Source organism: Paraburkholderia sp. XV (assembly GCF_020177535.1).
Classification (GTDB): domain Bacteria; phylum Pseudomonadota; class Gammaproteobacteria; order Burkholderiales; family Burkholderiaceae; genus Paraburkholderia; species Paraburkholderia caribensis.
The window spans coordinates 37,834-59,299 of record NZ_JAGUUD010000038.1 but is presented as its reverse complement, the minus strand read 5'-3'; the positions used below and the strand labels follow the sequence as shown (position 1 = coordinate 59,299).

General features: G+C 64.4%; 20 protein-coding genes. 14 read left to right on the top strand and 6 right to left on the bottom strand.

The genetic code is table 11. From position 1 onward, the window contains the following. Positions 1–53: 53 nt before the first annotated feature. A complete protein-coding gene (locus KFO72_RS19440) occupies positions 54–596 on the bottom strand; it encodes a hypothetical protein (RefSeq protein WP_224100401.1) in 543 nt (180 codons plus the stop codon). Between the two features lie 274 nt (positions 597–870). On the opposite strand from KFO72_RS19440, the gene KFO72_RS19435 reads away from it, so the two are divergent. From KFO72_RS19435 to iscX, 10 genes are all read left to right on the top strand, one after another. Continuing rightward, the gene (locus tag KFO72_RS19435) at positions 871–1,083 is read left to right on the top strand and encodes a hypothetical protein (protein WP_054934375.1); all 213 of its coding nucleotides are present in this window, start codon (positions 871–873) and stop codon (positions 1,081–1,083) included. A gap of 106 nt (positions 1,084–1,189) precedes the next feature. After that, positions 1,190–1,717 carry a low molecular weight protein-tyrosine-phosphatase gene (locus KFO72_RS19430; RefSeq protein WP_225032784.1) on the top strand — a complete coding sequence of 176 codons (528 nt, stop codon included), beginning with the start codon at positions 1,190–1,192 and terminating at the stop codon, positions 1,715–1,717. Positions 1,718–1,827: 110 nt separating this feature from the next. After that, positions 1,828–2,352, top strand: a complete 525-nt coding sequence (gene iscR, locus KFO72_RS19425; protein ID WP_007586816.1) for a Fe-S cluster assembly transcriptional regulator IscR — start codon at positions 1,828–1,830, stop codon at positions 2,350–2,352. 67 nt (positions 2,353–2,419) lie between these two features. After that, positions 2,420–3,643 (top strand): IscS subfamily cysteine desulfurase, encoded by a 1,224-nt coding sequence (locus KFO72_RS19420; RefSeq protein ID WP_035990621.1) that lies wholly within the window; start codon positions 2,420–2,422, stop codon positions 3,641–3,643. 59 nt (positions 3,644–3,702) lie between these two features. Continuing rightward, positions 3,703–4,119, top strand: coding sequence for a Fe-S cluster assembly scaffold IscU (iscU, locus tag KFO72_RS19415; RefSeq protein ID WP_054934377.1), 417 nt, complete (start codon positions 3,703–3,705; stop codon positions 4,117–4,119). Positions 4,120–4,267: 148 nt separating this feature from the next. Beyond that, positions 4,268–4,591: an iron-sulfur cluster assembly protein IscA gene (iscA, locus tag KFO72_RS19410; RefSeq protein WP_007586809.1), complete on the top strand. Its 324-nt coding sequence runs from the start codon at positions 4,268–4,270 to the stop codon at positions 4,589–4,591. Between the two features lie 112 nt (positions 4,592–4,703). Next, positions 4,704–5,231, top strand: a complete 528-nt coding sequence (gene hscB, locus KFO72_RS19405) for a Fe-S protein assembly co-chaperone HscB (protein WP_054934378.1) — start codon at positions 4,704–4,706, stop codon at positions 5,229–5,231. A 103-nt stretch (positions 5,232–5,334) separates the two neighbouring features. After that, complete coding sequence (gene hscA, locus KFO72_RS19400) at positions 5,335–7,206, top strand: Fe-S protein assembly chaperone HscA (RefSeq protein WP_060601399.1); 1,872 nt, start codon at positions 5,335–5,337, stop codon at positions 7,204–7,206. Between the two features lie 176 nt (positions 7,207–7,382). After that, positions 7,383–7,724, top strand: a complete 342-nt coding sequence (fdx, locus tag KFO72_RS19395; protein WP_054934380.1) for an ISC system 2Fe-2S type ferredoxin — start codon at positions 7,383–7,385, stop codon at positions 7,722–7,724. 15 nt (positions 7,725–7,739) lie between these two features. Next, entirely contained in the window at positions 7,740–7,937 is a 198-nt protein-coding gene (iscX, locus tag KFO72_RS19390; RefSeq protein ID WP_007586799.1) for a Fe-S cluster assembly protein IscX, read from the top strand. 130 nt (positions 7,938–8,067) lie between these two features. On the opposite strand, the gene KFO72_RS19385 is transcribed toward iscX, so the two are convergent. The 5 genes from KFO72_RS19385 to KFO72_RS19365 form a co-directional block, all read right to left on the bottom strand. Continuing rightward, positions 8,068–8,832, bottom strand: a complete 765-nt coding sequence (locus KFO72_RS19385) for a glycine zipper 2TM domain-containing protein (RefSeq protein ID WP_225032783.1) — start codon at positions 8,830–8,832, stop codon at positions 8,068–8,070. A 324-nt stretch (positions 8,833–9,156) separates the two neighbouring features. Beyond that, positions 9,157–10,698, bottom strand: a complete 1,542-nt coding sequence (gene lysS / locus KFO72_RS19380; protein ID WP_035990631.1) for a lysine--tRNA ligase — start codon at positions 10,696–10,698, stop codon at positions 9,157–9,159. Between the two features lie 103 nt (positions 10,699–10,801). Next, positions 10,802–11,906 (bottom strand): peptide chain release factor 2 gene (gene prfB, locus KFO72_RS19375; protein WP_098021540.1). Its coding sequence is split into 2 segments (ribosomal slippage): positions 10,802–11,824 and positions 11,826–11,906, totalling 1,104 coding nucleotides; the frame shifts between segments, so codons are not numbered across the junction. Positions 11,907–12,822: 916 nt separating this feature from the next. Beyond that, positions 12,823–14,529: a single-stranded-DNA-specific exonuclease RecJ gene (gene recJ / locus KFO72_RS19370; protein ID WP_060601395.1), complete on the bottom strand. Its 1,707-nt coding sequence runs from the start codon at positions 14,527–14,529 to the stop codon at positions 12,823–12,825. A gap of 28 nt (positions 14,530–14,557) precedes the next feature. Beyond that, positions 14,558–15,658: a regulator gene (locus KFO72_RS19365; protein WP_176052607.1), complete on the bottom strand. Its 1,101-nt coding sequence runs from the start codon at positions 15,656–15,658 to the stop codon at positions 14,558–14,560. 328 nt (positions 15,659–15,986) lie between these two features. Here KFO72_RS19365 and KFO72_RS19360 point away from each other — a divergent pair, with 328 nt between their 5' ends. From KFO72_RS19360 to KFO72_RS19345, 4 genes are all read left to right on the top strand, one after another. After that, on the top strand, positions 15,987–17,240 hold the full coding sequence (locus KFO72_RS19360; protein WP_054934384.1) for a lipoprotein-releasing ABC transporter permease subunit: 1,254 nt from the start codon (positions 15,987–15,989) through the stop codon (positions 17,238–17,240). Continuing rightward, positions 17,233–17,976 carry a lipoprotein-releasing ABC transporter ATP-binding protein LolD gene (gene lolD, locus KFO72_RS19355; RefSeq protein ID WP_054934385.1) on the top strand — a complete coding sequence of 248 codons (744 nt, stop codon included), beginning with the start codon at positions 17,233–17,235 and terminating at the stop codon, positions 17,974–17,976. Before KFO72_RS19360 ends, lolD begins: the two co-directional genes overlap by 8 nt. Before the next feature lie 34 nt (positions 17,977–18,010). Next, positions 18,011–18,799 carry a TatD family hydrolase gene (locus tag KFO72_RS19350; RefSeq protein ID WP_054934386.1) on the top strand — a complete coding sequence of 263 codons (789 nt, stop codon included), beginning with the start codon at positions 18,011–18,013 and terminating at the stop codon, positions 18,797–18,799. Between the two features lie 97 nt (positions 18,800–18,896). Further along, positions 18,897–21,419: a DNA internalization-related competence protein ComEC/Rec2 gene (locus KFO72_RS19345; RefSeq protein WP_225032782.1), complete on the top strand. Its 2,523-nt coding sequence runs from the start codon at positions 18,897–18,899 to the stop codon at positions 21,417–21,419. Positions 21,420–21,466: the final 47 nt, after the last annotated feature.

The following is a 21,466-nucleotide window of genomic DNA, read 5'->3' as shown; positions in this document are numbered from 1 at the left end:
TGTATCGCATGTGCGATACAGCCTCTTCCTTATTGCGCCAGGCACTGCGGCAATCAGTGCGGCCTGCCGCCTTCGTTGTTCCATGCCTGTCCGCCGCCACCGCCGCGATTACCGCCGCCGCCGCGATTGCCCCCGCCTTGCTGCTGACCCGCGCCCGCCTGCACGGGCGGCCGATTGCCATGGTAGCCGCCGCCCGAATTGCCGCCGGGGTTCTGCGGCGGCGGATTGCCCGCCTGTGGTGGCTGGCCGCGCGGCGGGCCGCCGTTGTTGCCATTGCCGCCCCGGCCATTACCGTTCCAGTTGCCACGGTCGCCGCGATTGTAATTGCCGTAATTGCCGTGGTCATAGCCGCGTCCGCCCCAATAGCGGCGGTCATAGTCGGGCCCCGAGTATCCGCCGAAGCCCAGGAAAAGGCTCGATTGAACGGGCGGCTCGGCGTAGCCATACGCGGGGACGCCGTAGCCATCGTAATACCCGTCGTTGTAGCCGTAGCCCGCCGGCGGGCCGCCGTACGGATACGCGGCACATCCGCCGAGCGTGGCGACCGCGCAGAGTGCAACGGCGGCAGGAAGGAAAGAAGGAATAAGACGTTTCATTTGAGTGTTAAGACAAGCGAGAGATGCGTGTCTATCCATGTAGCTAGTTGTACCGCCTGCCGAGTATTACCTGTGTGTGCTTTTGTAAGGATATCTTTCGGCGGTCGAAAGACTGGCGTCGGCACTTTGCGAAATCGCTTCGCGATCCCGACTGTTCATCGGGACGCAACGCTGTGTTCCGGCGGGGCGGGTTTTTCCGGATTGCGTCCTCGGCTACCATTTCGACTGGGCAAAGTGCGTCTGTCACTAGGGCCCGCTTAAAGAGAACCACATCATGAAAAAGAAAATATCGGTGTATTGGCCATTAGCCATCGTTGTGCCGCTTGCGGCCGTTGCTTACCTGCATCTGTATAACGGCGCGGCCGCGCAGTCGCCGCTCGCTGCCGAGCGCGTGTCGGCTGAACTTGCTCGTACCGTTTCGTATGGATTCGTCGGTGGCGAGGCTGTCATGCCCGCGACGGCACGCATGTCCGCACAGCCGATGTAATCGGCATCGCTGCTGGCGCGCCGCCGGCGTGATTTTGCATGGCTTTGTATAATCGCGGCACAGTTTCACCACATATGACACTTGCGGCTGAGCCGCTCAGCCACTGATGAAAACCGTCGCCATCTGCTTCGTGTGCCTTGGGAACATTTGCCGTTCCCCGACCGCGGAAGGCGTCATGCGGCACCTGCTGGCAGAAGCGAAGCTCGTGGATCGCGTGATCGTGGATTCGGCGGGTACGGGCGACTGGCACATCGGCGAAGCGCCGGATGAACGCGCGCAGCGGGCTGCAAAAAATCGCGGTTACGATTTGTCGATATTTCGCGGCCGTCAGATCACCGCGGACGATTTCCAGCGCTTCGACCTGATCGTCGCGATGGACGACAAAAATATCGCCGCACTCAGACAGATCTGTCCGGCCGGGCAGCGCGACAAGATTCGTCTGCTGATGGAATTTGCGGCTGACGCGGGTGCGCCGGACGCAAGTGGCGTGGAAAGACCCGCGCCAGGTTTCGATGCGCGCGAGGTCGTCGATCCGTACTTCGGCGGCGGCGAAGGCTTCGAAATCGTGCTGGACCAGTGCGAAACCGCCTGCCGTGGCCTGATCGCGGCACTGCGGCCCCAATTGACCCCGTAGACAGGTTTTTCGTTAAGTAAATGACCCAAATCGAGATAGGGATACTTGACTAAATCCGTCATGTATTTATACTTGACCAAACTTGTCGAGAATTGCGGTTCCCACCACATATGAGACTCACCACGAAAGGCCGTTTCGCCGTCACGGCGATGATCGACCTGGCATTGCGCCAGGAGCAGGGCCCGGTGACGCTTGCGGGTATCAGCCAGCGCCAACATATCTCCCTGTCCTACCTCGAGCAGCTGTTTGGCAAGCTGCGCCGTCACGAGATCGTCGAATCCGTGCGCGGGCCGGGCGGCGGCTACAACCTCGCGCGTCGCGCAGAGGATGTGACGGTCGCGGACATCATCATCGCCGTCGACGAACCGCTCGATGCCACACAATGCGGCGGCAAGGGTTCGTGCGAAGGCACGAAGCATCACGACGGCCATTGCATGACGCATGAACTGTGGTCGACGCTGAACCAGAAGATGGTCGAGTATCTCGACTCCGTTTCTCTGAAAGACCTGGTCGACCAGCAGCGTTCGCGCGAAGGCTCGACGGCTGTGCTGCGCGACCGGCGTACGGAAGCGCCAGCCGTGGAGCCGCGCGCGGTGCCGAAAGGGCCGAATTCCGTTTTCAACATGGCCGGCTGACAGAACGCGCCAAGACGCGAACGCCAGAACCATGAAGCCATAAGCACTGATGTCCCCGGAGCGATTGATGAATAACGACATTCCCCACCTGCCCATTTACATGGACTACAGCGCGACGACACCCGTCGACCCGCGCGTGGTGGACAAGATGATTCCGTACCTGCGCGAGCAGTTCGGTAACCCGGCATCGCGCAGCCACGCATACGGCTGGGACGCGGAACGTGCCGTCGAGGAAGCGCGCGAGAACGTCGCGGCGCTCGTCAACGCCGACCCGCGCGAAATCATCTGGACTTCAGGCGCGACGGAATCGGACAACCTCGCCATCAAGGGTGCGGCGCACTTCTACAAAGGCAAGGGCAAGCACATCATCACGGTGAAGACCGAGCACAAGGCTGTGCTCGACACTACACGTGAGCTGGAGCGCGAAGGCTACGAAGTCACGTACCTCGATGTGAAGGACGACGGTCTGATCGACCTCGACGTGTTCAAGGCCGCACTGCGTCCGGACACGATCCTCGTTTCGGTGATGCACGTGAACAACGAGATCGGTGTCGTGCAGGACATCGAGACGATCGGCGAGATCTGCCGCGAGAAGGGCATCATTTTCCACGTCGACGCGGCGCAGGCTACCGGCAAGGTCGAAATCGACCTGCAGAAGCTGAAGGTCGACCTGATGTCGTTCTCGGCGCACAAGACATATGGCCCGAAGGGCATTGGCGCGCTGTATGTGCGCCGCAAGCCGCGCGTGCGCATCGAAGCGCAGATGCACGGCGGCGGTCACGAGCGCGGCATGCGTTCGGGCACGCTGGCGACGCACCAGATCGTCGGCATGGGCGAAGCGTTCCGTATCGCGCGTGAAGAAATGGCGACCGAAAACGAACGCATCCGCATGCTGCGCGACAAGCTGCTGCGCGGCCTGCAAGAGATCGAAGAAACGTATGTGAACGGCGACATGGAAAAGCGTGTCCCGCACAACCTGAACATCAGCTTCAACTTCGTCGAAGGCGAGTCGCTGATCATGGCGGTGAAGGACGTCGCGGTGTCGTCGGGATCGGCGTGTACGTCGGCGTCGCTGGAACCGTCGTATGTGCTGCGCGCGCTCGGCCGCAACGACGAACTGGCGCACAGCTCGATCCGCTTCACGGTCGGCCGCTTCACGACGGAGCAGGACGTCGATTACGTCATCAACCTGCTGAAGAGCAAGATTGCGAAGCTGCGCGATCTGTCGCCGCTGTGGGAAATGCACAAGGACGGCATCGATCTGTCGACGATTCAATGGGCCGCGCACTGAGCGCGCCTGAAATCAGTCGATACACGCACGCAGGTTGAATCGAATCAAGGAGTCACAAAATGGCATATAGCGACAAGGTTCTGGATCACTACGAAAACCCGCGCAACGTCGGTTCGTTCTCGAAGGACGACGACACGGTCGGCACTGGCATGGTCGGCGCGCCCGCTTGCGGCGACGTGATGAAGCTGCAGATTCGCGTTGGCGCAGACGGCGTGATCGAAGACGCAAAGTTCAAGACGTACGGCTGCGGTTCGGCCATCGCGTCGAGCTCGCTCGTCACGGAATGGGTGAAGGGCAAGACGCTGGATCAGGCGCTGTCGATCAAGAACACGCAGATCGCCGAAGAGCTGGCGCTGCCGCCCGTGAAGATCCACTGCTCGATCCTCGCGGAAGACGCGATCAAGGCGGCCGTTGCCGACTACAAGCAGCGTCACGGCGAAACGGCTGACGCAGCGAAGGCTGAGCAATCGGCTTGAAGACGGCGCGGTTCAGTGCGTCGGAGTGGCACGGCGACGCGTCGGTAGTGGTGGTTGCTATCGGCGTCCGCCGGAACGATTTGGGAAGCAGGCAGGGTCGCGACACGCTTCGTGAGGAGCGTCGGCGTGCCGCACATTGAGAAACGCTATGGCAATTACGTTGACCGAAAAGGCAGCACAACACGTGCAGAAATATCTGATCCGGCGCGGCAAGGGCGTCGGGCTGCGGCTCGGTGTGCGCACGACGGGTTGCTCGGGCCTCGCGTATAAGCTCGAGTACGTCGACGAACTCGCGCCCGAAGACGAAGTGTTCGAATGCAAGGGCGTGAAGATCGTGGTGGACCCGAAGAGCCTCGCTTATATCGACGGCACGGAACTCGACTTCGCACGCGAAGGGTTGAACGAAGGCTTCAGGTTCAACAACCCGAACGTGAAGGACGAGTGCGGCTGCGGCGAATCGTTCCGCGTGTAAGCGCGCGAGTCATGCTGAAAAGGCGGCCTGTGCCGCCTTTTTTCAATTTCGCCGCGCACCTGGTGTGCGCTTCGGCGCTGCCCGGCGCGCATTGCATGGACAAAGTAACCTGATGGCTTCGCTGAACGACAGTCACTTCGAACTCTTCAACCTGCCCGAGCAATTCGCGCTCGATACGTCCGCATTGGATCACGCGTATCGCACGGTGCAGGCGCAGGTGCATCCCGACCGTTTCGCCGCTGCGGGCGACGCGCAAAAGCGCATCGCGATGCAGTGGGCCACGCGCACGAACGAGGCGTATCAGACGCTGCGCGATCCGCTGAAGCGCGCGCGCTACCTGCTGACGCTGCGCGGCATCGATGTCGGCGCGGAGAACAACACGGCGATGGAGCCGGCGTTCCTGATGCAGCAAATGGAATGGCGCGAGAGCATCGAGGATGCGTCGGCGGCGAAGAACATCGATGCGCTCGATGCATTGCTCGCCGAGTTGCGCGAAGAGGAAAAGCTGCGCTTCACGAAGCTGGCGGCATTGCTCGACAGCGGCTCGAATCAGGCAGCGGGCGAAGCCGTACGGCAACTGATGTTCATCGAGCGCGTGGCTGCGGAGATCGGCACGCAGATCGAGCGGCTCGACGTCTGAGGCCGCCTGTCGCAGCACGACGCGGTTCGATGAACCCGCCCAATCACCACGCGAACCAACACGATCAGGACCGGGGCGAAGCAAGCCCCGAAGAAGATTCCAGATGGCTTTACTGCAAATTTCTGAACCCGGCATGGCGCCCGCGCCGCATCAGCGGCGTCTCGCGGTCGGCATCGACCTCGGCACGACCAACTCTCTCGTCGCGGCGGTGCGCAGCGGCGTGCCCGACGTATTGCCCGACGACGAAGGCCACTATCTGCTGCCGTCCGTCGTGCGGTATCTGGAGAAGGGCGGCCGCCGCATTGGCCGCGTGGCGAAAGCGGAAGCCGCCACCGATCCCCGCAACACGATCGTCTCGGTCAAGCGCTTCATGGGGCGCGGCAAGAGCGAAGTCGAGCACGCGGAAAACGCGCCCTACGACTTCGTCGATGCGCCGGGCATGGTGCAGATCCGTACCGTCGACGGCGTGAAGAGTCCCGTCGAGGTGTCCGCGGAAATTCTCGCGACGCTGCGTTATCGCGCGGAAGACACGCTCGGCGACGAGCTGGTCGGCGCGGTGATCACGGTGCCGGCGTATTTCGACGAAGCGCAGCGCCAGGCAACCAAGGATGCCGCGCGTCTGGCCGGCCTGAATGTGCTGCGCCTGCTGAACGAGCCGACGGCGGCCGCGATTGCGTACGGTCTCGACAACGGCGCGGAGGGTCTGTACGCCGTGTACGACCTGGGCGGCGGCACCTTCGATCTGTCCGTCCTGAAGCTCACGAAGGGTGTTTTCGAAGTGCTCGCGGCGGGCGGCGATTCTGCGCTCGGCGGCGACGACTTCGATCACGCGCTGTACCGCCATGTTTTGGAGAAGGCGAATGTTCCCGCCGCGTCGCTGACGCCGGAAGACGTGCGGCTGCTGCTCGACGCCGTGCGCGTCGCGAAGGAAGCGCTGTCGTCCGCGCCGGACGCTGCCGTCCAGGTAACACTCGCCAGCGGCGCGAAGATCGACGTCACCGTCGATGAAGCGGCGTTCGAAACGATCACGCAGGCGCTCGTGCAGCGCACGCTCGGCCCGACGAAAAAAGCGCTGCGCGACGCGAAATTGACGGCGGCCGATATCAACGGCGTCGTGCTCGTCGGCGGCGCGACGCGCATGCCGGTGATCCGCCGCGCAGTCGAAAACTTCTTCGGCCAGCCGCCGCTGACCAATCTGGACCCGGATCAGGTCGTCGCGCTCGGGGCGGCCATCCAGGCCGATCTGCTCGCGGGCAACCGCGGCGCCGACGGCGACGACTGGCTGCTGCTCGACGTGATTCCGCTGTCGCTCGGCGTCGAAACGATGGGCGGTCTCGCCGAGAAGATCATCCCGCGCAATTCGACCATTCCCGTCGCGCGGGCACAGGAATTCACCACCTTCAAGGACGGTCAGACGGCGATGGCGATTCACGTCGTCCAGGGCGAGCGCGAGCTCGTATCCGACTGCCGTTCGCTGGCGCGTTTCGAGTTGCGCGGCATTCCGCCGATGGCAGCGGGCGCGGCGCGTATCCGCGTCACCTACCAGGTCGATGCGGACGGTCTGCTATCCGTGTTTGCGCGCGAGCAGCATTCGGGCGTGGAGGCGTCGGTGGTCGTGAAGCCGTCGTACGGCCTCGCCGACGACGACGTCGCGCGCATGCTCGAAGACAGCTTCAAGACGGCGGAAGTCGATATGCGCGCGCGGGCGCTGCGCGAGGCGCAGGTCGAAGCGCAGCGGCTGATCGAGGCGACGGAAGCGGCGCTCGCGGCCGACGGCGAACTGCTCGACGCCGACGAGCGCAGCGCGCTCGAAGATCTCGTCGCCGCGCTGCGCGCAATCGCGCCCAGCGACGATACCGACGCAATCGAAGCCGCGACGAAGACACTCGCCGAAGGCACCGACGAATTCGCCGCGCGCCGGATGGACAAGAGCATTCGTCGCGCGCTTGCGGGCCGCAAGCTCGACGAGATCTGACGGCGCGCCAGTCTTCAGCCGGCGCGGTGGACGCAACCAGGGCGATGTCGTGAATCGATGATTCACGCGTCGCCGCTGAATCACGCGGCGCGTGCCAAAAACGGCCGCGCCACCAGTAAAATGGTACGGTGCCTGAAGGGCGGCGTCCGTGCCTCACAGACCAGAACGGAATTTGTATGCCTCAAATCGTTGTGCTGCCTCACGTCGAACTGTGTCCGGAAGGCGCGGTCATCGACGCCGTGCCGGGTAAGAGCATCTGCGACAATCTGCTTGAACACGGCATCGAAATCGAGCACGCATGCGAGAAGTCTTGCGCGTGCACGACCTGCCACGTGATCGTGCGTGAGGGTTTCGACGCGTTGACGCCGTCGGAAGAAGACGAGGACGATCTGCTCGACAAGGCATGGGGTCTCGAACGCGAATCGCGGTTGTCGTGCCAGGCGCTCATGCCTGAAGGCGACGATCTCGTGGTCGAGATTCCGCGTTATTCGATCAACCACGCGAAGGAAAATCACTAACAGGAGCGAGCAGCCATGAAGTGGACCGACACGCAAGATATCGCGATGGCCTTGACCGACAAGCACCCGGAGATCGATCCGCAACAAGTGCGCTTCACCGATCTTCACCGCTGGGTGATGGAACTGGACGGTTTCGACGACGATCCGAACCGCTCGAACGAAAAGATCCTTGAAGCGATTCAGGCGGCATGGATCGAAGACGCGGATTACTGAGCGCGGCGCGTTCAGTGGCGCTTCGAGGCGCAACAAAGACAAAGGCGACTTCCGTGGAAGTCGCCTTTTTTAATGCTCGAAGCCTGGCGAGCGTGGGCGTCCCTTAACGTTCGTTAGCGTCCGTCAAAGATCAGCCCGCGACGAGCGTCCCGTTCTCCACGCGCACGCGCTGGCCTTGCTGAAACGGCGGCGCTTCGTGATACGTGAAGTAGCGCGTCTTGCCGTTTTCCATATGCACGCGCACCGAGTAACTGGTCGAGCTGCGCAGATGCTTTTCGACCGAATTACCCGCGAGGCCGCCGCCGAGCGCGCCGAGCAACGTCATCGCCGTGCGGCCGCCGCCACTGCCGAACTGGTTGCCGACGACACCGCCCGCCACCGCGCCGCCCACGGCGCCAATCCCGGTTCCGTGGCCCTCCTGGCGCACCGCCGAAATCGCTTCGACCGTGCCGCACGTCGAACAGTAGGCGGGTCGCGCGGGTTGCTGTTGCGCGTATTGCGGCTGTTGCGCATATTGCGGGGCCGGCGCGGGTGCCTGGGGCGCTTGCTGCGCAGCTTGCTGTTGTGCCTGCTGGGCCCGCGCCTGTTGCTGGGCCTGCTGTGCCTGGGCCTGCTGCTGCGCAGCTTGCTGCTCGGCTTGCTGTTCGGCTTGCCGTTGCGCTGCTGCTTGTTGTTGCGCGCTCAGGTTAGCCGGTTGTGCGGTATCGACGACAGGCTGCTGTTGCTGCGCCACGGCCGCCGATTGCACCTGATCGCTTTGCTCGCCGTTGCTCGAAGCTTTCGGGAACAGTCCCGTCACGGCCGCCGTCGCCACCAGACTGGCGACGATGACGGCGCCCGCCGCCACGGCAATGAGGGGATGAAGGCGGCGCGGTGAATTGTTTGGGTTATCCATGGTGGTAGGCCTCCAGCTTTGCAGAGTTTGACCTGTAAGAGTAGCGGTATCAGTGTCTGACATGCCGATCTGGGCGGGGTTTCAATTTGTAACCGCGAGCGAGCCGGAATTTGCCCACCACTGACGCAAGAACCGCACCAAAAGCCAAAAGCCGTGCCGTAATTGCGTTTCGACGGGATGAAGAGGAAGGCGGACGGGATCGAATTGCGCAGCTTTTACCGATAGTTACAAACGGTACGTGCGCTTCCGGAAAGAACGGTGAGGGAGGGGCCGCGCACGGCGGGAAACGGCCGTGCGCGGGGACTGCGATATCGGCGGGGAAGATCAGTCTTCGCGGCGCAGATGCGGGAACAGGATGACGTCGCGGATGCTCGGGCTGTCGGTGAGCAGCATGACCAGACGGTCGATGCCGATCCCGCAGCCGCCGGCAGGCGGCATGCCGTATTCGAGCGCGCGGATGTAGTCGGCGTCGTAGTACATCGCTTCTTCGTCGCCGGCGTCCTTCTGGTCGACCTGTTTCTTGAAGCGCGCAGCCTGGTCTTCCGGATCGTTCAGTTCCGAGAAACCATTGGCGATCTCACGGCCCGTGATGAACAGCTCGAAGCGCTCGGTGATGCCGTCCACGCTATCCGATGCGCGCGCGAGCGGCGACACTTCGATCGGGTAGTCGATGATGAAGGTCGGCTCCCACAGCTGCGATTCCGCCGTTTCCTCGAAAAGCGCCAGTTGCAGCGCGCCGATACCCGCATTCAGGAACTGCGGCTGCGTGGCGTCGACGCCGAACTTCTTCAGTTCCGTGCGCAGGAACGCGCCGTCCGCCAGTTGCGCGTCCGTGTATTGCGGTGCGTACTTCTGGATGGCCTGCGTGATCGTCAGGCGATGGAACGGCTTCGACAGATCCAGTTCGCGGCCCTGATAGGTGATCGTCGCGTTGCCGAGGGCATCGACGGCGGCCTGGCGGATCAGTTGTTCGGTGAAGTCCATCAGCCACTTGTAGTCGGTGTACGCGGCGTAGAACTCCATCATCGTGAATTCCGGATTGTGACGCGGCGACACGCCCTCGTTACGGAAATTCCGGTTGATCTCGAACACGCGCTCGAAGCCGCCGACCACGAGGCGCTTCAGGTACAGCTCAGGCGCGATACGCAGGAACATCTGCATATCCAGCGCGTTGTGATGCGTGACGAACGGCTTGGCCGCCGCGCCGCCCGGGATCGGGTGGAGCATCGGCGTTTCGACTTCCATGAAGTCGGCGTCGGCCATGAACTTGCGGATCGACGACACGGCCTTGGTGCGCGCGACGAAGGTCTTGCGCGCTTCGTCCGTGACGATCAGGTCGACGTAGCGCTGGCGATAGCGCATTTCCTGGTCGGCCAGACCATGGAACTTGTCGGGCAGCGGACGCAGCGCCTTCGACAGCAGGCGCAGTTCCGTGCAGCGCACGGAGAGCTCGCCCTTGTTCGTGCGGAACAGCACGCCTTTCGCGGCGACGATGTCGCCCAGGTCCCACTTCTTGAACGCTTCGTACGTTGCTTCGCCGACGTCGGCGGGCGTGATGAAGAACTGGATCTGACCCGAGCCGTCGCGCACCGTCGCGAAGCTGGCCTTGCCCATCACGCGCTTGAGCATCATGCGGCCGGCCAGCGCGACCTGCAGCGCGGTCGCTTCGAGCGCGTCCTTGTCCTTGTCCGCGTAGTCGGACTGGAGATCGGCGGCGTGGTGGGTCGGGCGGAAGTCGTTCGGGTAGGCGACGCCTTGCTCGCGCAGCGCGCGCAGCTTTTCGCGGCGCTCTGCGATGATCTGGTTGTCGTCCAACTCGGCGACTGCATTCTGCTGGGCGGCATCCCGCTGGATCGGTTCGGTCATGGTGATGATGTTCAGTGTCCGATGCCTCGTGCGCGCGTTCGACTGTGGCGCACGGGCGGTGAAAAAAATGCGGCGCGGCGAAGCGTGCCGCGCCGGATGCGCTTTAGATGCCCTGTTTCAGGCTCGCGCTGATGAACGCGTCGAGATCGCCGTCGAGCACGCTCTTCGTGTTGCTGATTTCGACGTTGGTGCGCAGATCCTTGATGCGGCTGTTGTCGAGCACGTACGAACGGATCTGGTGGCCCCAGCCCACGTCCGATTTGCCCGCTTCGAGCTTGTCCTGTTCCGACTGGCGCTTGCGCATTTCGGCTTCGTACAGGCGCGATTTCAGCATGGCCATGGCTTCGGCGCGGTTACGGTGCTGCGAGCGGTCGTTCTGGCACTGCACGACGATACCTGACGGGACGTGCGTGATACGCACCGCGGAGTCGGTCTTGTTGATGTGCTGACCGCCCGCGCCCGAAGCACGGTAGGTATCGATGCGCAGGTCGGCCGGATTGACTTCGATCTCGAACGATTCATCGATTTCCGGATAGACGAACACCGACGAGAATGACGTATGACGGCCGCCTGACGAGTCGAACGGCGACTTGCGCACGAGGCGGTGAATGCCTGTTTCGGTACGCAGGAAGCCGTATGCGTATTCGCCTTCGACCTTGACGGTGGCGCTCTTGATGCCGGCGACATCGCCTTCGGATTCTTCGAGCACTTCCGTCTTGAAGCCCTTGCGCTCGCAGTAGCGCAGGTACTGACGCAACAGCATCGCCGCCCAGTCGCACGCTTCCGTGCCGCCTGCGCCCGCCTGGATGTCGATGAACGCGTTGTTCGGGTCGGCCGGGTTCGAGAACATCCGGCGGAATTCCATATCGGCGACGCGCGCTTCGAGTTTCGCGACGTCCTCTTCGACCGCGACGAGCGTGTCTTCGTCGTTTTCCTCGCGCGCCATGTCGAACAGGTCTTGCGTGTCGCGCAGATCGTTATCGAGCGCGCTCAGCACGTCGACGACGCCTTCGAGCAGCTTCTTTTCCTTGCCGAGCGCCTGGGCGTGCTTCGAGTCGTTCCAGACGTTCGGGTCTTCGAGTTCCTTATTGACTTCGATCAGTCGTACCGACTTTGCATCGTAGTCAAAGATACCCCCGGAGCTCGCCTGCGCGTGTGCGCAGGTCCGCAAGGGAGGATTCGATTGCGTTGAGGCGTTCCGCTTCCATGTCGATCCAGTTTCAAATAGATGGGGGTTTTTTGTCTGCGACGCTGTTGGGGTTTGGGTTTTGGGTTGCGTTGCTGGTTTGGTTTGGCGCTGGCATCTGCGATTCGCCTTTGCGCTGGCATCCGCGCATTGTTAGCGTGCTTCAGGCGTCGCCCCTGTGCGGGGCGGCACCTACTTTTCTTTGCCGCCGCAAAGAAAAGTAGGCAAAAGAAAGCGGCTCAAACCGCCAACATTTCTTCCTGCCTGAGGGCCCCCACAGGGCCTTACACTTCACACGACAATCACGGGACGCACGCCCGTTGCCAACGCTTCGGATGAGCGCCTCACCCGCTTCACACACCCACATTCCAGCATGCCGCGCCAGATAGTCCACCGCCGCCCAGGTGGCAAACTGTGTGTAGGTTGTCGCACCGTACAGAAAGCGCTCCTGCCAGAAACACCAACCCTGCTTCACAGTTCGGAGTGGTGCGCGTACGACGCGAAAGCCTGCACACAGTTTGCCATCTGGGCGGCGCCAACCGTTCGCTGCCGCTTGCTCGCGCATGGGAATGCGAAGCGGGTGAGGCGCTCATCCGAAGCGTTGGCAACATGCGCCGACGGAGACGTTGCCGTGTGAAGCATAAGACCCGTTGGGGGCCCTCAGGCAAGAACTGTCACTGGCGGTGTGAGCCGCTTTCTTTTGCCTACTTTTCTTTGCGGCGGCAAAGAAAAGTAGGTGCCGCCCCGCACAGGGGCGACGCCTGAAGTACGAAGGCAAATCGCGGATGCCAGTTCAAGCGCAAATCGCGGATGCGAGCAAACCCAACCCAAACCAAAACCAAACCCAAAACCAAAACCGAAAAAAGGCCAACCACACCCCTTCCAGCGAAAAACCAAAATTATAGCGGATCAAAGCGCCAAGGCTGGGCGCCCCCAGCCTAGAGCACTGCATGCTCAACGATCAGTTGCACACGTGCAACGCCATTCCACGTATCCGCCGACAACCGATAGGCCACCGTCGTCCTCGCCGGCAAGGGATCCGTGTGATTGAACCAGATCGCATTGAACCGCTGGCGCCCGCGCATCAACTGCAGCTTCAGATGCTTATCCTTCACCAGCGCCTGCGACATCACCTCGAACTCGCCCGAAAAAACAGGCGCCGGAAACCCCTGTCCCCAGACAGCCGCATCGATCATCTCGACGAATTGCGGCGTGAAATACGCATCTTCCAGATCGCCATCCGTCTCGACCGTCCGCGCCAGCACCTCCTGCGTCAGCCACTCGCGCCCAACCCGCTCGAACGCCGCCGTGAAGCGCGGAATATCGGCCGTGGCGATCGTCAGGCCCGCCGCCATCGCGTGGCCGCCGAATTTGGCGATCAGCCCCGGCTCGCGCTTCGACACGAGATCGAGCGCATCGCGCAGATGGAAGCCCGGAATCGAGCGGCCCGAGCCCTTGACGGTGGCGCCGCCGTCGTCGGCCAGCGCGAACGTGAACGACGGCCGGTGGAATTTCTCCTTCAGCCGCCCGGCCACGATGCCGATCACGCCCTGGTGCCAGCTCGCGTTGAACAGCGTGATCGTCGTCGAGCCGGCAGGATCGAACGTCGACAGGTCGTCGAGCGCCTGCTGCTGCATGCCCGCTTCGATTTCGCGCCGCTCGCGGTTCATCGTGTCGAGCTGCTGCGCGAGTTCCCACGCGCGCCCGACGTCGTCCGTCGTCAGGCAGTCGATGCCCAGCGACATGTCCGACAGCCGTCCCGCCGCATTCAGTCGCGGCCCCAGCGCGAAACCGAGATCGAAGCCCGACGCGCTGCGCGCATCGCGGCCCGCGGCGCGAAACAGGGCGGCGATGCCCGGCTGCATGCGGCCGTTGCGGATACGCTGCAAGCCCTGCGCGACCAGCACGCGATTGTTGCCGTCGAGCTTCACGACGTCAGCGACCGTGCCAAGCGCGACGAGATCGAGCAGCCCATCCAGGCGCGGCTCCGGACGCGTCTCGCCGAATGCGCCACGGCGGCGCAGTTCGGCGCGCAGCGCGAGCAGCACGTAGAACATCACGCCGACGCCCGCGATGCACTTGCTCGGGAACGTACAGCCCGGCTGGTTCGGATTGACGATCGCGCGCGCGGCGGGGAGGTCGTCGCCGGGCAAATGGTGATCGGTGACGAGCACGTCGATGCCGAGCGCGTTCGCCGCCTCCACCCCATCGACGCTCGCAATGCCGTTGTCGACGGTAATCAGCAGGTCGGGCTTGCCGCCCGGCCGTTGCGCGGCCAGCGCGACGATTTCCGGCGTGAGCCCGTAGCCGTACTCGAAGCGGTTCGGCACCAGATAGTCGATCTGCGCGCCGAACATCCGCAAACCGCGCACCGCGACAGCGCAAGCCGTCGCGCCGTCGCAGTCGTAGTCCGCGACGACCAGCATGCGGCGCCCGCCTTCGATGGCATCGGCGAGCAGCGCGGCGGCGGCATCGCAGCCCTTGAGCGAGGCGGGCGGCGTCAGGCGCGCGAGTCCCGTCTCGAGTTCATCGGGCAGGCACACGCCGCGCGATGCATAAAGGCGCGCGAGCACGGGATGCAGGCCGTGGCGGATCAGCGCTTCGGCGTCGGCGGGAGAGCAAGGGCGCGTAACGATTCGAGTCATGCGGCAAAACCTGGAGCAAAAGAACAGTTCATTCGATGAAGAGCGACGCGAACAGACGCCGTCGCCAGAATTTGCGCAAATCGCCGCGCGTGATATTGAGTGTCACCGAGCCCGTGTCGCCGCACAGCGTGAGACCGAGCGCACCGAGCTCGCCCGCCTGCAACGCGGCGAGCGCGGGTGCGAGCCAGTCGCGCTCCAGCGCGGCGAATGCGGCGTTCCAGCGGCCCCAGTCCTGTTCGATGAACGGTGCGGAAAACGGGTCGAGTTCGACCAGCGTCGCGGCGGCGCTGCCGTTTGCGCTGTCCGCACGCCAGGCGTCGTATGTCACAGGCGGCGCGGCTGTGGCCGCCCGCGCGGCGAGCGCGAGACCGCGCGTCGCCGCTGCATCGGACAGCACGCGCGCAAAGTCGCTCCTGACCGGCTGCGCTGCGCCTTGCGCATGAAACCAGATCGAGTTGACGGCGGGCAGGCCGCGCGCCTCGCGCGCCTCGTTCACGGGATGCTCGAACCACGCCATCTGCACTTCGTTCTGCAGCTTCATCCAGGCGCGCGAGCGCTCGCCCGTATGCGCCTCGTGCGGCAGCCAGATTTCGATGTTGCGTCCGCTCGCGCGCAGCGGCGACGCGCCCGCCAGCGTGCCGAACGCGTCGCTCGACAGATACCAGCGCGACGGCTGCGGCGCCTCGATCCGCACGCCCAGTTCCTCGATCAGCGGACGCGCGACGTCGAACAGCGCACGCGCGTCGTCGTCCGCGAGTTCCAGCGACGCGGGATCGATCAGCACCAGATGGTCGTGCGCGATCCGCACATGCACCGGCTGCACGCACGCCCATGTCGCGTCGCCAGGATTGCCGCCGTCGGCGAGCAACATGTAGGGCGCGAGCGGCGCCTCGTCGGCGGCGGCCGTGCCGGCGGGCACCGCGCCGAAACTGCGCGCCACCCAGCGCTCGTGCGGCAGCGTGCGCTGGAAGTCTTCGCCGATCACGCGTTCGACCAGCGTCGCGCGGGCGATCAGTTTGTCGAGGGCGGGAATGTCGAGGGAGTACAGCGCCGTGGATGCGTCGGCTGCGGCGGGCAGCGCGAAAGGTAGAAGGAGATGCAGTCGGTTGGCATTCATGATGCTGCGCATTGTATGGCAAACTTCGCCCCGTTGATCCGCGATGGCGGGCGAAATGGCGGCCGGTTCGGCCGGACGGAAATCCGTCGCTTGTGCGCCAGTGCGTACAATTCACGCAACGATTGCGCACCGGACGGTGTCGTGCGCGTCGTCGCGCAGCATGGCAGCCCGCGCGCCGTATGAGGAAAGCCGCCGCAAGCCGGTGTTCTGGAACCATCGGCCGGAATTCGCGCCCAATCGACACGGCTTTCGTGCGCCCGACAGGTTTTTTCGACCAGCGCGCGGGCGCCGCGGCAGGCAAATGCAGAACACAGCGCAATCACGCTGAAAAAGGACTCGCTTGAAACTTCCATACGAATGGCAGATAGGCTGGCGCTACACGCGCGCCGGCAAACGCACCACGGGTAACGGCTTCATCTCGTTCATCGCGCTCGTGTCGATGTCGGGCATCGCGCTCGGCGTGGCAGCGCTGATCGTCGTGCTGTCGGTGATGAACGGCTTCCAGAAGGAGGTGCGCGACCGCATGCTGTCGGTGCTCGCGCACGTCGAGATCTTTTCGCCGACGGGCTCGATGCCGAACTGGCAACTGACGGCACAAGAGGCGAAGCAGAACAAGGAAGTGATCGGCGCGGCGCCGTATGTCGAAGCGCAGGCGCTGCTCACGCGCCAGGACGCCGTAAGCGGCGTCGCGCTGCGCGGCGTGGAGCCTTCGCTGGAACCGGAAGTGTCGGACATCGGCAAGGAGATGAAGGCGGGCAGCCTGAACGAGCTGAAGCCCGGCGAGTTCGGCATCGTGCTCGGCGGCGATCTGGCCGGGAGCCTCGGCGTGACGGCGGGCGACAAGATTACGCTCGTCGCGCCCGAAGGCACGATGACGCCCGCCGGCCTGTTGCCGCGTCTCAAGCAGTTCACGGTGGTCGGCGTGTTCGAGTCCGGCCACTACGAGTACGACAGCACGCTCGCGCTGATCAATATCAAGGACGCGGAGGCGCTGTTCCGGCTGCCCGCGCCGACGGGCGTGCGGCTGCGTCTGAAGGACATGCAGCGCGCCCCGGAAGTCGCGCATCAGCTGGCGCGCACGCTGTCGGGCGATCTGTATATCCGCGACTGGACGCAGCAGAACAAGACCTGGTTCTCGGCCGTGCAGATCGAGAAGCGCATGATGTTCATCATCCTGACGCTGATCATCGCGGTGGCGGCGTTCAACCTGGTGTCGTCGCTGGTGATGACGGTCACCAACAAGCAGGCCGATATCGCGATCTTGCGCACGCTCGGCGCGCAGCCCGGCTCGATCATGAAGATCTTCGTCATCCAGGGCATGACGATCGGCTTCGTCGGCACGGCGATCGGCGTCGCGCTCGGTTGCCTGATCGCGTGGAGCATTCCGTGGCTCGTGCCGATGATCGAGCATCTGCTGCATGTGCAGTTTCTGCCGCCGTCGGTGTACTTCATCAGCGAGCTGCCGTCCGAACTGGTCCCCGGCGACGTGGTCAAGATCGGCGTGATCGCGTTCCTGCTGTCGTGCCTCGCGACGCTGTATCCGAGCTGGCGCGGCGCCAAGGTGCGTCCGGCGGAGGCGCTGCGTTATGAATGATCGTCCGAACAACACCCTCATGACCGCCGACGAAACTGGTTTGCATCCGTACGTGCTCGAAGCAACGGGCATTTCGAAGGCGTTCGTTCAGGGCGGCCTGAACGTGCAGGTGCTCAACAACACGCAGCTTTCCGTGCGGCGCGGCGAGAAGCTCGCGATCGTCGGCGCGTCCGGCTCCGGCAAGAGCACGCTGCTGCACGTGCTGGGCGGCCTGGACGATCCGAGCACCGGGCATGTGGAGGTGATGGGCAAGCCGTTCACGAAGCTCTCCGAGCGCGAGCGCAACGATCTGCGCAACCGCGCGCTCGGCTTCGTCTATCAGTTCCATCATCTGCTGCCGGAATTCACCGCGCTGGACAACGTCGCGATGCCGCTGCGCATCCGCCGCATGACGACGGAAGACGCACGCAAGCAGGCCCATGACATGCTCGAACGGGTGGGGCTCGCGCATCGCGCGAAGCATCGTCCGGGCGAATTGTCGGGCGGCGAACGCCAGCGCGTGGCGATTGCGCGCGCGCTGGTCACGAAGCCCGCCTGCGTGCTCGCCGACGAGCCGACGGGCAATCTCGACGGCGGCACGGCAGATACGGTGTTCAACCTGATGCTGGAGTTGTCGAACACGCTGTCGACGAGCTTCGTGATCGTCACGCACGATCCCGACCTGGCCGCGCGCTGCGACCGCACGATGCGTCTGCGCGACGGCGTGCTGTACGAGGAGCCGACCGTGCCCGTCTGAGGCCGGCGCTTCCATTCGACACGAGGCTGCGCGCATGTGGATCGATACGCACTGTCATCTCGACGCTTCGGAATTCGACGCGGACCGCGACGCCGTCGCGAGCGCCGCGCTCGAAGCGGGCGTGAGCCGGATCGTGATTCCGGGCATTGCGCGCAGCAACTTTTCGACGGTGCGCGAACTGGCGCACCGCGTGCAGGGCGGGGCGTACGCGCTCGGCATTCACCCGCTTTTCACGCCGCAGGCGCAGCCGTCCGATCTCGACGTGCTGCGCATGGAAATCGAGGCGAGTCTCGACGATCCGCGGTTCGTCGGTCTCGGTGAGATCGGCCTCGACTATTTCGTGCCGGGTCTCGACGACGAGACGCAGCAGTTCTACTACAACGAGCAACTCAAGCTCGCGCGCGAATTCGATCTGCCCGTGATCTGCCACGTGCGCAAGTCGCAGGATCAGGTGCTGAAGGGCTTGCGGCGCAATCACGTCAATCGCGGCATCGCGCATGCGTTCAACGGCAGTTTCCAGCAGGCGCAGGCGTTCATCGATCACGGCATGCACCTCGGTTTCGGCGGCAACGTGACCTTCGAGCGCGCGTTGCAGATCCGGCGGCTCGCGGCGCAGTTGCCGCTCGACGCGCTCGTCGTCGAAACCGATGCCCCCGATATCGCCCCGTCGTGGCTCTACAGGCAGCGCAACACGCCGGACCAGATTCCCGCGATCGGCGCGATCCTCGCCGGGCAGCGCGGCATCGACAAAAACACGCTGGCGATAGGCACAACGGCTAATGCGCACGCCGCATTGCCGCGACTCGCGCTTTACTCTGCATAATCACTGTTCGGCTCGCGTTTGTATTGGCGCGCATATTGATTCGGCTTCCTGATGAATCATGTGATCGGGCGGCGCGGGCGTCGGTTGCGGAGGCGGCATGCGGGCACTGTGGTGCGGTTTTGCGTTGGGCGTCGTGTGGTTGCAGCAGCAGTCCTCGTTGCCGGGCGGGCCGGGTTGGCTCGTGTCGGTCGCCAGCGCCTGCGCACTGAGTCTGGTGGCGTGGACGGGCTTGCGGCGCGGCAGCGCGTGGTCCACGCGCGCGGGCTGGTGCGCCGTGCTGTGTGCGGCGGCGTGCTGTGGCTTCGGTTATGCGGCGTGGCGCGCGCAGGCGCGGCTCGCGTTTGAATTGCCGCACGCGTGGGAGGGGCGCGATATCGCCGTGAGCGGCTGGGTCAAAGGTTTACCGACGCGCAGCGCGGACGGTGTGCGTTTTCTGTTCGTCGTTGAATCCGCTGATGCGGTCGTCCCTCGGTTTCCGCGCACGCTGCAACTATCGTGGATCGCAGATGACGCGCCGCCGCCTGTGCTCGAACCGGGTTCACGCTGGCGTTTGGAGGTGCGGCTCAAGCGTGCGCATGGAAACGCGAACTGGGGCGTGCGCGACGCACAAGCCGTGTTGCTCGCGCGCGATGTTCGTGCGACGGGCTATGTGAGCGCGCCTGCGCGCGCCGTGCGGCTTGCGGGGAAGGCAGGCGGAGCGGGCGTGCTGATCGACGGCTGGCGATCGGCGATCCGCGCCCGTATTGCCGCCGTGCTCGGCGATGCGCCGCACACGGGAATCGTCGTCGCACTGGCGATCGGCGCACAGGACGCCGTCAGCGCCGCCGACTGGCTGCTGATGCGGCGCACGGGCACGAGCCATCTGGTGGCGATTTCCGGTTTGCACATTGGCTTTGTCGCGGGGCTCGCAGGATGGTTGATCGGGTCGTTATGGCGGCATTCGTTCTTGATCGGACGCGGCTTGCCGTTGCTCGTGCCCGCGCAGAAAGTGGCGATCGTGAGCGGTGCGCTGTTCGCCGCTTTTCATGCGGCCCTTGCCGGTTTCAATGTGCCCGCGCAACGGGCGTTGTGGATGGCGGGCGTCGTCGCGCTCGCCTATGCCGGCGGACGGCGCGTCGCGCCTTCCGTCGTGATCGCGTGGGCGCTGGGGCTCGTGCTGCTGGTCGATCCGTGGGCGGTGGTGTCGGCGGGGTTCTGGCTGTCGTTTGTGGCGGTTGGCGCGATCCTGTTCGCGATGTCGGGAGCGGTGCGCGTCACGCGAAGCGGAGCGCCCGGCTCGCTAGATGAGGCGCCCGGCGAACGCTCGCTAGTGAGGCGCTGCGCCGATGTGTTGCGCTCGCGGATCGGAGCGTTGATCGGGCGCGTGCGCAGCGGTGCGCGCGTCCAGTTCGCGGTGACGATCGCGCTCGCGCCGCTGACGGTGTGCTTCTTCTCGCAGATCCCGCTGATCGGTCCCGTGGCCAATGCGTTCGCGATCCCATGGGTCAGCGTCTTCGTGACGCCTGCAGTGATAGCCGGCATCGCATTGCCCGCGCCGTTCGATGCGTTCGCTTTTCGCTTCGCGCATCAGTTGCTGGACCTGCTGACAGCCGGTCTGCAACTGCTGTCCGGCCCGGCATGGACGGTCTGGCAGTTGCCGCAGCCCGATGCATGGGCGATGGCGTTTGCGGCCGTCGGCGCCGCGTGGTGTCTTGCGCCTGCCGGCTGGCCGTTGCGCTGGGCCGCGCCGCTGACGTGGCTGCCGCTGCTCGCGCCGGCATCGGCCGCGCCCGCCGAAGGCGCGTTCCGGCTCACGGCGCTCGACATCGGGCAAGGCTCGTCGATCGTCGTCGAAACCGCGCATCACACGCTGCTGTTCGATGCCGGGCCCGGGCCCGAATCGACGCACGCGGGCGAGCGGATCGTCGTGCCTTATCTGCAGGCGGCGGGCATTGCCACGCTCGATACGCTGATCGTCAGTCACGCCGACTCCGACCATTCGGGCGGCGCGCCCGCCGTGCTGGAAGCAATCGAAGTGAGGCAACTGCTGGCGGGGCTTCCACCAGGCCACGCGCTCTGGCGCGAGGCGGCCGGGAAGGGCGCACAAACGGTCCGCTGCGCGGCGGGCCAGCGCTGGCAGTGGGACGGTGTCGACTTCGCGATACTCTGGCCCGACCCCGGTCCCTTGGAAGGCAAGCCCAACGCGCACTGCTGCGTGCTGCGCGTGAGTACGGCGGGCGTTCCCGCGAGCGGCTCCCGGATTCAAACGCAGGCCGGCAAGCCAACGCCCGTCGTCGCCTTGCTGGCCGCGGACATCGAAGCGCCCGTCGAACGCACGCTGCTCGCGCGCGAGCCCGCCGCATTGCGCGCGCAGATTCTGCTCGTGCCGCATCACGGCAGCAAGACTTCGTCGACCGAGCCGTTCCTCGACTCTATCGAGCCGTCCATCGCGGTATTTCAGGTAGGCTATCGCAACCGGTTTCATCATCCGTACGCGGGCGTCTACGAACGGTATCGGGCGCGCGGCATCGAGCTTTCGCGCAGCGACGAAGACGGTGCCGCGCGCATCGAGGCAGGTGACGCGAGCGTGTCGCTCGAGCGCTTCCGGCAGACACATCGCCGCTACTGGATGGAGCCGTAACGAAACACCTGCAGCGCAAGTAAGAACAAATCAGAACGGAGACCGAG

Excerpts from the sequence above, each read along its gene's own strand:
- KFO72_RS19440 (WP_224100401.1), bottom strand. The coding sequence starts at position 596 with ATGAAACGTCTTATTCCTTCTTTCCTTCCTGCCGCCGTTGCACTCTGC.
- KFO72_RS19435 (WP_054934375.1), top strand. The coding sequence starts at position 871 with ATGAAAAAGAAAATATCGGTGTATTGGCCATTAGCCATCGTTGTGCCG.
- KFO72_RS19430 (WP_225032784.1), top strand. The coding sequence starts at position 1,190 with ATGAAAACCGTCGCCATCTGCTTCGTGTGCCTTGGGAACATTTGCCGT.
- iscR (WP_007586816.1), top strand. The coding sequence starts at position 1,828 with ATGAGACTCACCACGAAAGGCCGTTTCGCCGTCACGGCGATGATCGAC.
- KFO72_RS19420 (WP_035990621.1), top strand. The coding sequence starts at position 2,420 with ATGAATAACGACATTCCCCACCTGCCCATTTACATGGACTACAGCGCG.
- iscU (WP_054934377.1), top strand. The coding sequence starts at position 3,703 with ATGGCATATAGCGACAAGGTTCTGGATCACTACGAAAACCCGCGCAAC.
- iscA (WP_007586809.1), top strand. The coding sequence starts at position 4,268 with ATGGCAATTACGTTGACCGAAAAGGCAGCACAACACGTGCAGAAATAT.
- hscB (WP_054934378.1), top strand. The coding sequence starts at position 4,704 with ATGGCTTCGCTGAACGACAGTCACTTCGAACTCTTCAACCTGCCCGAG.
- hscA (WP_060601399.1), top strand. The coding sequence starts at position 5,335 with ATGGCTTTACTGCAAATTTCTGAACCCGGCATGGCGCCCGCGCCGCAT.
- fdx (WP_054934380.1), top strand. The coding sequence starts at position 7,383 with ATGCCTCAAATCGTTGTGCTGCCTCACGTCGAACTGTGTCCGGAAGGC.
- iscX (WP_007586799.1), top strand. The coding sequence starts at position 7,740 with ATGAAGTGGACCGACACGCAAGATATCGCGATGGCCTTGACCGACAAG.
- KFO72_RS19385 (WP_225032783.1), bottom strand. The coding sequence starts at position 8,832 with ATGGATAACCCAAACAATTCACCGCGCCGCCTTCATCCCCTCATTGCC.
- lysS (WP_035990631.1), bottom strand. The coding sequence starts at position 10,698 with ATGACCGAACCGATCCAGCGGGATGCCGCCCAGCAGAATGCAGTCGCC.
- recJ (WP_060601395.1), bottom strand. The coding sequence starts at position 14,529 with ATGACTCGAATCGTTACGCGCCCTTGCTCTCCCGCCGACGCCGAAGCG.
- KFO72_RS19365 (WP_176052607.1), bottom strand. The coding sequence starts at position 15,658 with ATGCGCAGCATCATGAATGCCAACCGACTGCATCTCCTTCTACCTTTC.
- lolD (WP_054934385.1), top strand. The coding sequence starts at position 17,233 with ATGAATGATCGTCCGAACAACACCCTCATGACCGCCGACGAAACTGGT.
- KFO72_RS19350 (WP_054934386.1), top strand. The coding sequence starts at position 18,011 with ATGTGGATCGATACGCACTGTCATCTCGACGCTTCGGAATTCGACGCG.
- KFO72_RS19345 (WP_225032782.1), top strand. The coding sequence starts at position 18,897 with ATGCGGGCACTGTGGTGCGGTTTTGCGTTGGGCGTCGTGTGGTTGCAG.